Origin of the sequence: Pantoea sp. EKM21T, assembly GCF_011800405.1 — a bacterium.
In the GTDB taxonomy this organism is placed as follows: domain Bacteria; phylum Pseudomonadota; class Gammaproteobacteria; order Enterobacterales; family Enterobacteriaceae; genus Pantoea; species Pantoea agglomerans.
In genome coordinates, this window is the sequence record NZ_JAALFV010000003.1 from 81,992 (window position 1) to 93,798 (window position 11,807).

The 11,807-nt window shown below is 55.9% G+C and carries 9 protein-coding genes and 1 pseudogene; 7 read left to right on the top strand and 3 right to left on the bottom strand.

Going from position 1 to position 11,807, the window contains the following annotated elements:
* Positions 1–15 precede the first annotated feature (15 nt).
* Positions 16–2,136 carry a TonB-dependent siderophore receptor gene (locus HFD87_RS06710; protein WP_045139990.1) on the bottom strand — a complete coding sequence of 707 codons (2,121 nt, stop codon included), beginning with the start codon at positions 2,134–2,136 and terminating at the stop codon, positions 16–18.
* 471 nt (positions 2,137–2,607) lie between these two features.
* On the opposite strand from HFD87_RS06710, the gene HFD87_RS06715 reads away from it, so the two are divergent.
* On the top strand, positions 2,608–3,498 hold the full coding sequence (locus HFD87_RS06715; protein ID WP_163763467.1) for a MurR/RpiR family transcriptional regulator: 891 nt from the start codon (positions 2,608–2,610) through the stop codon (positions 3,496–3,498).
* Positions 3,499–3,702: 204 nt separating this feature from the next.
* A complete protein-coding gene (locus HFD87_RS06720) occupies positions 3,703–5,676 on the top strand; it encodes an autotransporter outer membrane beta-barrel domain-containing protein (protein WP_167423130.1) in 1,974 nt (657 codons plus the stop codon).
* Between the two features lie 145 nt (positions 5,677–5,821).
* Here HFD87_RS06720 and sfnG read toward each other — a convergent pair whose 3' ends face one another.
* Positions 5,822–6,907, bottom strand: a complete 1,086-nt coding sequence (gene sfnG, locus HFD87_RS06725) for a dimethylsulfone monooxygenase SfnG (RefSeq protein ID WP_010670551.1) — start codon at positions 6,905–6,907, stop codon at positions 5,822–5,824.
* A gap of 311 nt (positions 6,908–7,218) precedes the next feature.
* Between sfnG and HFD87_RS06730 the strand changes: the two genes are divergently transcribed.
* On the top strand, positions 7,219–7,689 hold the full coding sequence (locus HFD87_RS06730; RefSeq protein WP_010670550.1) for a GNAT family N-acetyltransferase: 471 nt from the start codon (positions 7,219–7,221) through the stop codon (positions 7,687–7,689).
* A gap of 103 nt (positions 7,690–7,792) precedes the next feature.
* Positions 7,793–8,671 carry a 23S rRNA pseudouridine(2604) synthase RluF gene (gene rluF, locus HFD87_RS06735; RefSeq protein WP_010670549.1) on the top strand — a complete coding sequence of 293 codons (879 nt, stop codon included), beginning with the start codon at positions 7,793–7,795 and terminating at the stop codon, positions 8,669–8,671.
* Positions 8,672–8,729: 58 nt separating this feature from the next.
* On the opposite strand, the gene HFD87_RS06740 is transcribed toward rluF, so the two are convergent.
* On the bottom strand, positions 8,730–9,788 hold the full coding sequence (locus HFD87_RS06740; protein WP_010670548.1) for an SDR family oxidoreductase: 1,059 nt from the start codon (positions 9,786–9,788) through the stop codon (positions 8,730–8,732).
* A 97-nt stretch (positions 9,789–9,885) separates the two neighbouring features.
* Between HFD87_RS06740 and HFD87_RS06745 the strand changes: the two genes are divergently transcribed.
* From HFD87_RS06745 to HFD87_RS06750, 3 genes and pseudogenes are all read left to right on the top strand, one after another.
* The gene (locus HFD87_RS06745) at positions 9,886–10,797 is read left to right on the top strand and encodes a LysR family transcriptional regulator (protein WP_167423131.1); all 912 of its coding nucleotides are present in this window, start codon (positions 9,886–9,888) and stop codon (positions 10,795–10,797) included.
* Positions 10,775–10,870, top strand: a pseudogene (locus tag HFD87_RS22935) (transcriptional regulator); the annotation flags it as partial. The gene HFD87_RS06745 and the pseudogene HFD87_RS22935, both read left to right, overlap by 23 nt.
* A 215-nt stretch (positions 10,871–11,085) precedes the next feature.
* On the top strand, positions 11,086–11,757 hold the full coding sequence (locus tag HFD87_RS06750; RefSeq protein ID WP_022624527.1) for a hypothetical protein: 672 nt from the start codon (positions 11,086–11,088) through the stop codon (positions 11,755–11,757).
* Positions 11,758–11,807: the final 50 nt, after the last annotated feature.

Consider the following 11,807-nt stretch of genomic DNA (forward strand, 5'->3'; position numbering starts at 1 on the left):
GCACAGCGCAGCGATTTAAAATTCAACACGGGCCTGTACCATCAGATTGCGGGTTTCACCTTCACGGACGCGCAGGTTGCCGCCGCTTGAACTGTAATAGTGCTGGTTAAACAGGTTATTAATGTTCAGACGCAGCTGCGTTTTTTCACCGAACAGGCGGTTGTTCCATGCCACGAAACTGTCTGCCACCACATAGTCGGGCAGGGTGAAACTGTTATCGGGATCGCCCGCACGGCTGCCGACATAGCGTGCGCCTCCGCCGAGCCGGAACGAGCCGGGCAGGCTGCTGATTTGCATCTCATGACTGAGATAGAGCGCACCGGCATGGCGCGGCGCATTCTGCAGACGATTACCATTGTTATCCGGATTAACCCGGTCATTTACGATCTCTGCCTGATCATAGCTGTAGTTCGCGCTCAAATCCCAGCCGGGTGCAATTTCGCCGTTCAGCTCAAACTCAGCGCCGGTCGATCGGGCTTTATCAATGGCCCGCGTGCTGCCATTAATATTCAGCGACATCGCTTTTTCGTCTATCCGATAGAGCGCGACGGTGGCGAACAGTTTCGGCGAGAGTTGCCATTTACTGCCAACTTCCCAGCTGGTGCCCTGTTCCGGTTTGCCGACATTGCCATCATCATCCACATCGGTTGACGGCGTAAACGACTTGCTGACGCTGGTGTAGAAAGAGAGGTCAGGTGTGAATTTGTAGATCACCCCCGCCTGCGGCAGAAACTTATTACCCTCATCATTCAGGGTTTCCACCTGCGGATTAAAGCCGCGCGAGGCGCGCTGTTCATAATGCTGATAACGACCGCCCAGCACCACAATCCAGTCGGGTGACAGAGAAATGCTGTCTTTGGCGTAGAGTGACCGGCTATGAATGCGGTTCAGGTTATTGGCGGCTGCGCTATTTTCCGTGCTGGCGTCCGTGACCGGTGACAGCAGGTCATATTCAGGCGTGAAATAGTTGAACTGGCGGTTGACCTTGCCCTGATACTGATGGGCACGATAAGTCTGGTTCATCTCATAGTCGGTGCCCACCACCAGCGCGTGCTGCATACCCAGAATTTCGGGATTACCCAGCAGATCCCAGCTCAGATATTTGGTTTTGTGGTTAAACCCGCGATTGGCATCGGCGCGACGTGTGACCACGCCGCTGCTGGCGTTCACCGCCGTCACGCGCACTTCATTGTTGTCATAGCGCCGCTGGTTCCAGCCCAGGGTTAACCGGGTGCGCCACTCATCATTAAACTGCCAGTCATAATGAGCATTCAGGGTTTTGTTATGGCCCCAGGCGTGATTGGCTTTGTCATCCAGCCGATCTTTATAACCGATGTCGATCGGCTTGCCGTCGATAAAGGCCGTGCCGCGATCGTAGGGAATGTCATAGCGGTAGTCGGCATAGCTGATCAGAAAACTTGCCTGCTCGCCATACCATTGCAGAGAGGGTGCCAGCAGTGTGTGCTCTTCACTGCCAAAGTTGCGCCAGTAATCCTGATTCTGCTTTTCGGCGATCAGCCGGAAGGCGAAGCCGTTGCCCAGCGGGCCGGTGACATCCAGGGTGCCCGCACCGCCACCTTCACTGGCGTAACGTCCGCTGACGCTGGAGTGCCAGCTGTATTGCGGCTTTTTGCTGACCACATTGATAATGCCGCCCGGATTCTGAATGCCATACAGCAGCGAGGAGGAGCCTTTCAGCACCTCAACCCGCTCGGTCGTGGCATCGAAATTCAATCCCTGACTGCTGCGAATGCCATCCCGGTAGATGGAGCCATCGGCGTTGCTGCCAAATCCGCGTCGTACAAAGCCATCTTCGGTGCCAGCCAGCGTGTTCGCTTCGGTCACACCACTGACAAAGCGCATCGCATCCGCCAGTGAGCTTGCCTGGTAATCGTCCAGTTGCTGCTGCGTGACCACGCTGACCGACTGCGCCTCATCGATCCGCGCGGTCGGCATTTTACTGGCAACGCTACTCTGGCTGGCGCTGTAATTTCCCTCTGAACTGGCATCCGCGGTCACGGTCATATCCGGGGCGCTGTCGGTTGCTGCATTGACCTGTGGCAGCATGATGCTGCTGCAGATCGCCACGACCAGAGCGGGGTGCCGGGCCGGATATCGTGAGTCTTTGTTTATCATTTTTCTTTTGGTGTCTGTAACTGGCAGTTTCTGAAGCAAATACGCCCTGCATGACGGTCTGTCACTCAGGGCTTCCCTGGAGGTGGTCTGCAATATGCAGCGCTTTAAGCAGAGGAGAATCGCATCAGGGGTCAGACATCATTTCGTCTCCCGGACGACAATACTTCTCATCTGTAATTGAGAATCATTCAAACATCCGATATTGTAGTAGTAAACATAATTTGAATAGAATTGACTACATTTTTTCCGTGTCGTTTATCGCTGCAAAAATGTTGGCTGGCATTTTTATTTAATTGAAAATAATGAATATATTTTCATGGGGAGGTGAGGTTTTTGGTTAAATCCACATCTTCTTCAGGTGAAATATAAAACAGCATGACGTTTTTACTACATCTCCCGGCCCTGAAACTATCTATTTAGCCAGACTAGCAATGAGTCTTTCACACATTTAACCCCAGTTGCAGGTGCAGCATGAAACAGAGCAGGCCCGTTAAAAACAGAGTGGATGTGGTGGCAGAACGTCTTCGCGCCCGTGAAAAGCAGCTTTCACCCCGCCTGCTGGCTGTGGCGCGCTATATCGATCAACAGCGGGAAACGGTGCTGGAGAGCACCGCGATGGAGATCGCTGTGGCGAATCACACCTCTGATGCCACTGTAATCCGCGCGATTCAGGCGCTGGGCTTTAGCGGGCTGCGCGACCTCAAACAGACACTAAAGGCCTGGTTTGGTCCTTCGCTGACCTCTGAAGATAAGATGATTACCACCGTCAGTGAGGTGACCAGTGATGTGAACAGCGCCATCGACTTTGTGCTGGAGGGCCACCGGCACGCCTGTGAGGTGCTGTCGCAGCCGCAGAATCGGGTGGCGGTAGCGGATAGCGTGGCGCTGCTGGGCGATGCTCGGCAGGTCGCTATTTTTGGCATCAACGCCTCAGGTATTCTGGCGGACTACAGCGTGCGGCTGCTCAACCGTATCGGTCTGCCCGCCTTTTCCCTTAACCGCGCTGGAATTGCGCTGGCAGAGCAGATGCTGGCGCTACAGCGTGGCGACGTGCTGATCATGATGGCGCAACAGTCGGCGCACCGGGAAGGGACAACCGTGGTACGTGAAGCGAAGCGGCTGGATATTCCGATTATTCTGCTGACCAACGCCACCGACTCCTTTTTCGCCCGCGAGGCGGATGTCGTAATCAATGTGCCGCGCGGCGGCGAGAAGGGACGCATTCCCCTGCACGGCACGATTATGGTCTGTCTGGAGATGCTGATCCTGTCCGTTGCCTCAACGCTGCCACAGCGTACCGTTAAGACGATGAAACGGTTACAGGATCTTAATCGCGGGCTGAAGCCCGCCAGCAAAAAGTAGCCAGTGTAACGACGCTGTGGCGGGTTCCCGGTATTTCACCTGAACCGGCACGGCTGATCTTTAAGTCAAATTTCTCCGCTTTGCGAGCGCGATCCCGTATTTTCTGCCACCCCTTTCCTCAGCCGTCTACGCTTACAGCTTGCTGCGCCAGCCGGTGCGGTTCTTACTCATACTGACTTTCATTTGATTTGTGCGGAGCTGCTGATGAAACCCCTTCACGCGCAATACCTTTTCTGCTGTGCCACGCTTAGCTTGCTGTCGCCGCTGCCTGCGATGGCCTGGAGCGACCTCACCGTCTTTGGCGATAGCCTGAGTGATGGCGGGAACGTCGGGCGATTTACCTATGATGGCGCGACCCATCCGCTCTATGACGAGATCGTAGCGCAGTCGCTGGGTGATAACCTGCGCCCTTCATCGCAGGGCGGAAACAACTATGCCGAAGGTGGCGCAGTTGCGGTGCCTGCGATTAATCCCCTGTTTAACACTCAGGATCAGCTTGATAACTACCTTGCGGCGCGGGGCGGACGGGCTGATCCGGACGGTCTCTATATTCACTGGATTGGTGGCAATGATTTAGCGGCGGCGGCTCTTGCCCCTCTCGCTGCCCGGCAGATAGTGGATAACAGCGCCAGTGCAGCGGCCTCACAGGTCAGCCGGTTGCTGGATGCCGGAGCAGGAACGGTGATTGTTCCGACGGTACCCAATGTAGGGGCAACGCCCGCCCTGCTGCAGGCGATTCTGCAGGTGCCTGGTCCAGCGGCACAACCTGCCACGGCGGCGCTGTTTCAGTCGCTGAGCACCACCACTACGCCTGACCGTGCCGCAAGAGAGCAGGCGATTGAAACCGCGCTTGGCGAGGCGGCCGGACAAATCTCTTCAATTCCGCTGATCCGGGATGCCATTGCACAGCAGCTGATTGCCGCCTGGCAGTTACTGAGTCAGGAGGCGGCGGCCCTCACCGACCGTTACAACCAGGCTGAAGAGCAGGGGCTGGTGACCGCACGCGGGAACATCGCACGAGTGGATATCAATGGCCTGTTTAATGAGGTGATCGATAATCCGGGCCTGTATGGACTCACGAATACGGCCGGAATGGCCTGTCCGCCAGGTGTCTCGGCGATGGACTGCACCTCCTCGACGACAGGATTTTCGCAGTCACAGCAGTATCTGTTTGCAGACAGACTGCATCCCAGCCCGGCGGTCCATGCGCTGATCGCCGATTACATTCAGTCGGTGCTGAATGCGCCGCTGCAGGTAGCTGCACTGAGTCAGGCGCCGTCGATGCTGGTGGGCGATGCGCGCAATACGCTGGATGGACATCTGCAGCAGCAGCGTCAGCAGCCCGCCAGTGCTGGCGAGTTTACTGTTTTCGGCGGTTATGCCGGGCAGCAGCGTGATTTCCGCGGCGACAGCCTGCAGGATGGCGATGCGACCAGCGCCAGCGGCACCGTGGGTGTGGGCTATCAGCTGACCGATCACTGGCAGGCCGGTGCCATGCTCTCTACGACCTCGCAACGTCAGGATCCCTCGTCGCGCTTTGATTACCGTTTACGCGGCAATCTGGTGGCACTCTGGAGTCAGTTGAATTATCTCGATCGGGGATGGATTAATGCGGACGCCCATTATGCCGATCTCGACTTTGATGATATTGAGCGTCAGATCAGGCTGGGACCGGCGACCCGCACGGAAAAGGGCAACAGCAACGGTAAGGTGCTGGGAATGCGGCTGCAGACCGGCTGGGATTTGCCGCTGGGTAGCTATGTTTCTACTGGCCCGGTGGCCAGCTATGCGCTCGACTACACCCAGGTCGATGGCTATAAAGAGGAGGGCAACAGCAGCACCTCAATGCGCTTTGGCGACCAGACGCTGCACTCTCAAATCGGCGCAGTGGGCTGGCGTATCGACAGCAAAGATTTGCTGATCAATCCCTGGGCGCAGGTCAGCTACAACCACCAGTTTGGTGACAGCGATTCGGCGGTGACCGCCGGACTGAAATCGACCCGCACCGCCTTTACCCGCAGCAGCGATTCCAGTGATGATAACTGGATCGATATGGCGGTGGGTGCGAGCGTGCCGCTTGGCACCTCGGTGAATGCCTTTGCGGGCGTCTCGGCGGTAACAGGCAACAGCGACATGCATCAGGTGACATGGAACGTCGGGCTTAACGCCCGCTTTTAACCGATCTGCTTTGCGGAGTGAAAAGCCCTGCAGACGTTGTCTGTCGCTCTCATAATGATAGCGGCGGGCGACGTTGCAGCAGATCTGAGCGTTCATCACGCCCCGGATGCAGTCGGGTATAACTCTCTTCTGCGGCGTGTCGTTTTCACGCTTCGATCAAAGCCTGCGCCTCCAGATCGCGGACCCGCGGTATCACTTCGCGGCCAAAGAATTCGACCTCTTCATGAAAGTGCAGAAATGCCAGCAGCAGCAGATCCACACCGGCCTGCTTCAGTTCGATAATGCGTTCAGCAATCTGCTGCGGTGTGCCAATCAGATTGGTTTTAAAGCCGTCGTTGTACTGCACCAGATCCTCAAACGACGATTTCGCCCAGTTTCCCTCTCCTTCGGGTGAGGCACTGCCAGCATTTTTGACCTCATGCTGAAAGCCTTTTACCGCATCCGGGTTGGCTTTGCTGATGATCTCATGAAGCACCGCCTGCGCCTGCTGTTCGCTCTCGCGGGCAATCACAAAACCGTTCAGCCCGATTCTGACCTGATGCTGATGACGTCCGGCTTTTTCACGGATATCCGCGACCTGCAGACGAACGCCGTCCGGGGTATTACCGTTGGTAAAATACCAGTCTGACACCCTGGCGGCCATGTCGCGCGCCGCGCGTGAACTGCCACCCTGGAAAATTTCCGGGAGCGGTGACAACGGCTTGGGTTTCATCACGTAATCGCGGAAGCGATAAAAATCGCCGGCAAAGCTAAAACTCTCTTCACGCCAGATGCCGCGCAGGCAGCGAATAAACTCTTCTGAACGCAGATAGCGCTCTTCATGATCGAGCCAGGGTTCACCAATTGCCTTGAACTCGCCCCGGAACCAGCCGCTGACAATATTAACGGCGATGCGTGGACCATAAAGATGGCTGATAGTGGCAATCTGCTTTGCCGCCAATACCGGATTCCACGGGCCGGGAAGCAGAGCGGCAATCACTTTTAATTTCGAGGTGTGACTAAGTAAATCCTGCGAGAATGTGACCGATTCATGCTGATTATCTGCGCCATATCCGGCAGTAAAGCGAATCTGCGTCAGCGCGTAATCAAAACCCGCCTGTTCAGCGATCTGCGCCAGTTTGCGGTTGTATTCGGCATCCCAGCGGGTACGCTGCTCTATCTGACTGATCACCAGTCCGCCCGAGACATTCGGCACCCAGTAGGCGAACTGTAAAGGTTGGTTCAGTGACATGGTTTTCTCCTGGCATATAGCTGGATTAATGGAACAGTTAATTTTTCCAAACTTTCAGATATAAAAGAAAAGACCAAGCAGTAACCATGCCAGAGCGTAATAGATTGATGTTACTAGATTAAAAACCAATGTTGCATAAAGTGGATGTTGCAAATGCAGCAACACGTAAACAGCACGGTTGCCAATGCAGCAGCGCTTCATGACCGCGCGTAACTGCGGCGAGGCCAGGGGCACTGAACCCGGCGGTATTCGCAGATAGCCGCAAAGCGATGTGATAACGTAGCGGTTCTGTTGCAGAGCCGGAGGGCACTATGATTGTCAGACAGGCATCGCCCGAAGAGGCGCATCATTTATGGAACATCAGAAATCTGGCCATCCGTCATGGCTGCCAGCATGCTTATCCACCCGACGTGCTCGCCGCCTGGACGCCAGACCGCATGCCCGCCAGCTTTCCCGCAATGATCCGCATGAATCCCTTCTTCGTGATTGATGGTCCGGACGACGTACCGGTTGCTATGGGATCGCTGGACCTTGCCGCCGCCAGCGTGGAAGCCATTTTTACCCTGCCTGGGTTCACCGGACAGGGAATGGCGGGCCTAATCATCAACACCATCAAAGCGGAGGCGCTGCAGCGTGGCTACCGCCGGTTGACGCTCGCGTCGACGCCGAACGCCGTGGGTTTTTACCAGCAGCATGGCTTCCGGCCGCTGGGCGAAAGTTTCTATCCGTCAAAGCTGGCGGGCAGCGATTTGCGCTGTACTGAGATGGCGATTGATCTGTGAATGCCCGCTGCCGTCAGGCTGGCAAAGCAGAGCAAAAGTTTCCGGTGCAAAGACTTCGCAAGCCCCCGCCGGTAAGGTATAGTCCGCGTTTTTTGGAGGAATCATGCTGACTGACTCATCAACTCGTCTTAATAAATACATCAGCGAGAGCGGCATCTGCTCCCGTCGTGACGCCGATCGTTACATCGAGCAGGGCAACGTTTTCATTAACGGCAAACGCGCCACTGTAGGCGAGCAGGTATTTGCAGGCGATGTGGTGAAGGTCAATGGTCAGCTTATCGAGCCGCGCGATGAAGACGATCTGGTGCTGATTGCCCTGAATAAGCCGGTGGGGATTATCACCACCATGGAAGAGGGCGAGCGCGATAACATCAGCGATTTCGTCAATCACAGCAAGCGCGTCTTCCCGATTGGCCGACTCGACAAAGATTCTCAGGGGCTGATTTTCCTTACCAATCACGGTGATCTGGTCAACAAAATACTGCGGGCCGGTAACAATCACGAAAAAGAGTATGTCGTTACGGTCGACAAGCCGATCACCGATGAGTTTATTGCCGGAATGAGCGCGGGCGTGCCGATGCTGGGCACGGTGACCAAAAAGTGCAAAGTGAAGAAAGAAGCACCGTTTGTCTTCCGCATCACGCTGGTCCAGGGGCTGAATCGCCAGATCCGCCGTATGTGTAAGCATTTTGGCTTTGAAGTGACGAAGCTTGAGCGCACCCGCATCATGAACGTCAATCTCAAGGGATTGCCGCTGGGGGAATGGCGCGATCTCACTGACGACGAACTCGTTGAGCTGTTTAAACTGCTGGAGAACTCCTCTTCAGAAGATAAACCAGCGAAGAAAGCTAAAGCTCCGGCGAAACCGGCCGCCGCTAAAAAACCGCAGAAGAGTGCGGCGAAACCCGCTGAAAAAGCGGATGCTAACGGTGCCTCACGCAAGCGCTTTGTCCAGCCGGGACGTAAGAAGAAAGGGCGCTAATGCTGGCCCGATGCAGAGAGCGACTTTCCTGCTCTCTGCATCGGTAATCAGCGGATCATCACGGAATGATCCGGGCCGCCCGGAAGCGGGCAAACAGATCGCAGAACATCTTATCCGTTGCGCGATAACCGTGGAATCCCGCCCGCCGCAGCTTGCTGCCGTCGCCAAACATGTCATAATCCCAGCCAAAAACAAAATCAGCGAAGACACCATCACTGAGCGCCAGAATATCGGGCTGGAGCAGCGCGTCGGCAGCGGCGATTTCCCGCCACAGCGCACGATAATCCTGAAATAGTTGCCGGAACGACAGCGAAACCGGCGGCGCGATCTCCAGTTCAAACCACGCTGCAATGACCGGCCATAGCTCACTCCAGCGCCAGAGATCGCCATTATTGATATTAAAGGCCTGATTGCGTGCGTCAGAAGTGCGTGCGGCCCAGATCGTCGCGTCGGCCAGCAGAGTGGCATCGGTAAAATCGACCATACTGTGCCAGGTTTCCGGCGAACCGGGAAAGCGTAAGGGCAGCCGCGCCGCGCGACAGATTGAGGCGTACAGCGCCAGGCTCAGCGCCAGGTTCATGCTGTTGCCCGGCCTGTCACTGCCGACCACACCGGGCCGCAGCGCACTCCAGTGCCAGGCTTTACCTTGCTGTTGTGCGCTCAGCCAGTTCAGCTGCGCGACGTTAAACTCAGCACCCGGTACACCAGGATCGCTTTCCCGCGCCGGCGTTTTAAAGCGTCCGAGATGGGCGCCATACACCTTGTATCCCTGCATCAGGCTGACATGCTCAAGTGGTGCGACATCCTCCATGGTCTGAACCAGATTTTGCAGCATGGCAAGATTTGGCCCGACCATCGTTCCCCAGTCAGAAGCGTTCAGCCAGGCGCTGTAAAAGATATGCGTGACGTCGGTGAGTGATGCCAGCCGTTGCTGGCACTGCTGGCTATCGCGCAGATCAACCGCAATCACCTCTGTGCCGCTGACTGCATAGTCTGACCGATGCGTCAGTGCTTTGACCTGCCAGTGGTCTGCTACCAGCGCCTGACTCAGTTGCTGACCGACAATCCCGCTGGCACCCGCCACCAGCGCAACCTTCTTATCCTGCGTCGTTTTCATGATCATTGCCCTGTTAAGAGAGAAGCCGCATTCTCACCTGCGTTTATTTCTGATTAAATCCCCTGAACCGGACGTCACTTATCAGGAAAATCAATAAATGCAGAACAAACTGAATGCGATTCAGACCTTCATCCGGGTGGCGGAAGCGGGATCTTTTTCGGCGGCGGCCCGGCAAAACGGCATGAAGCAGTCGGCGGTAAGCCAGCAGATTGCCGCGCTTGAAGAGGCACTGGGGGTTGTGTTGCTGCACCGCACCACCCGCAAAATGGCGCTGACGGAGCAGGGTCAGCATTATCTGCAGCAGGTCAGGCAGCTGCTCAGCGCGATGGAAGAGCTGGAGCAGCAACTACGGCCTGAATCGCAGCCTCTGCACGGCAAACTCTATATGCAACTGCCGAGCGGCATCGGGCAGCGGCTTATGCCGCATCTGATTGCATTCCAGCAGGCGCATCCCGCGCTGCGTCTGAATATTGCGCTGGAGGATCGCCTGTCGGATCTCATTGGTGAAGGCGTTGATGTGGCAATCCGCCTCAGCGAATCGCCGCCCGCTACACTGGCTGCCCGTTCACTCACCACGGTTGAAACCGTGCTGGTGGCTTCCCCTGAGTGGATAGCGCGAAACGGCACGCCGCAAACTCCCAGTGACCTGCAGCACCATCCCCACATACGTTTTAGCGGCGTATCGCCCGATGCGCCGCTGCAGCTGGTGTCCGCGACCGCGAGGGTGTCTGTGCCGGTGGAAAGTGCTTTTCGCTCTAACAACAGTGATGCATTGATGCAGGCCCTTGAAGCGGGGCTGGGGATCGGTGGGTTACAAACACTTATCGGCGCAGACGCGCTGGCATCCGGCCGACTGGTGCGGGTTTTACCGGACTGGCGGCTTCCCGACCGTTATCTTTATGCTGTTTTCCCCGATGCCCGCTTTATCCCGGATAAAGTGCGGAAGCTGGTCACGTTGTTAACTCAGGAGCTGGTGCGGTTGCAGGGAACAGGGCAGGGCGAGACCTAACGCCCAGGCAGTTTTACTGATCCGCATGGTGCAGCAGAACCCGGAAACGCTGAAGACGCTCGCGAAGCTCTGACAGGCCAGCCCGTAAGGCTGGCATCCTGTTTCATTATCGATGCCTCCGGTTTCCCCTCTCTGACGAATTTAAAACGCTAACCCCTCTCCCCAATCCGATAGTCCGTTCCACGCCACCCGCCAGATTTTAATGGGGGGTCACATTCAGACCAACGACACTTTTCACCCTGATCAGGGCGTGGCAGGATAAGCGCAATCTATCAAGGAGTGTGCCTGATGTTACTGAAAGGTATGAACGATCCGCTGCTGAAAGCGTATCAGCATCCCAAATCACGGATGATGATCAGCCGTTTCAGGGGGCTGGCGGGGGATCGAAGACTCAGTGACTGGCAGGCGTTCTGTATTCTGGTCACCGGCTTTACCAATTACTGGTATGTGCATGCAGGTCACTACACCATTAATGTCACACTGACTAAAACCCGCCAGTTCGACTTCCTGCAGGACTTTCTGCATTTCACGGTTACGCTGGATGGGTTAATTGGTGATGAACATTTTCGTAGTCCGGACTTTGTGCTGCCCCATTACGATGTGCCCTACGAATTCTGCCGCTGGCGTAACAAGCGCGGCTATGATGCGTTAACTACCTATGTCAGCAAGCAGGGTGTGAAATCCCATAAAGGGATATTTGTCGCCTCAGAAGGGGCTTCCCCGGAAGAGCAGGTGATGAAATGGGAAGGTGTGGTCAACGTCTATGACAAAACCTTTTTTAGCGTGACTAACTTCAGCACCACCCAGGAATTTCTGATCAAAGACATCAGTAGATCCATACAGGAAGGATTACTGAAGCACCTGAGTTTTTACCGCGATCTGTTTCACTATATCTTCCCCTCACCAGCGGAGGCGCGGTTGCAGGCGCGCGATGACAGGCGCTATCTGGCGAAAAGATAGCGCCCGGGCATCTTTAGATCAGGTCAATGGGTTCAGCCGGGTCTGCTTAA

Coding starts and splice junctions, on each gene's coding strand:
- HFD87_RS06710 (WP_045139990.1), bottom strand. CDS start 2,136: ATGATAAACAAAGACTCACGATATCCGGCCCGGCACCCCGCTCTGGTC.
- HFD87_RS06715 (WP_163763467.1), top strand. CDS start 2,608: ATGAAACAGAGCAGGCCCGTTAAAAACAGAGTGGATGTGGTGGCAGAA.
- HFD87_RS06720 (WP_167423130.1), top strand. CDS start 3,703: ATGAAACCCCTTCACGCGCAATACCTTTTCTGCTGTGCCACGCTTAGC.
- sfnG (WP_010670551.1), bottom strand. CDS start 6,907: ATGTCACTGAACCAACCTTTACAGTTCGCCTACTGGGTGCCGAATGTC.
- HFD87_RS06730 (WP_010670550.1), top strand. CDS start 7,219: ATGATTGTCAGACAGGCATCGCCCGAAGAGGCGCATCATTTATGGAAC.
- rluF (WP_010670549.1), top strand. CDS start 7,793: ATGCTGACTGACTCATCAACTCGTCTTAATAAATACATCAGCGAGAGC.
- HFD87_RS06740 (WP_010670548.1), bottom strand. CDS start 9,788: ATGAAAACGACGCAGGATAAGAAGGTTGCGCTGGTGGCGGGTGCCAGC.
- HFD87_RS06745 (WP_167423131.1), top strand. CDS start 9,886: ATGCAGAACAAACTGAATGCGATTCAGACCTTCATCCGGGTGGCGGAA.
- HFD87_RS06750 (WP_022624527.1), top strand. CDS start 11,086: ATGTTACTGAAAGGTATGAACGATCCGCTGCTGAAAGCGTATCAGCAT.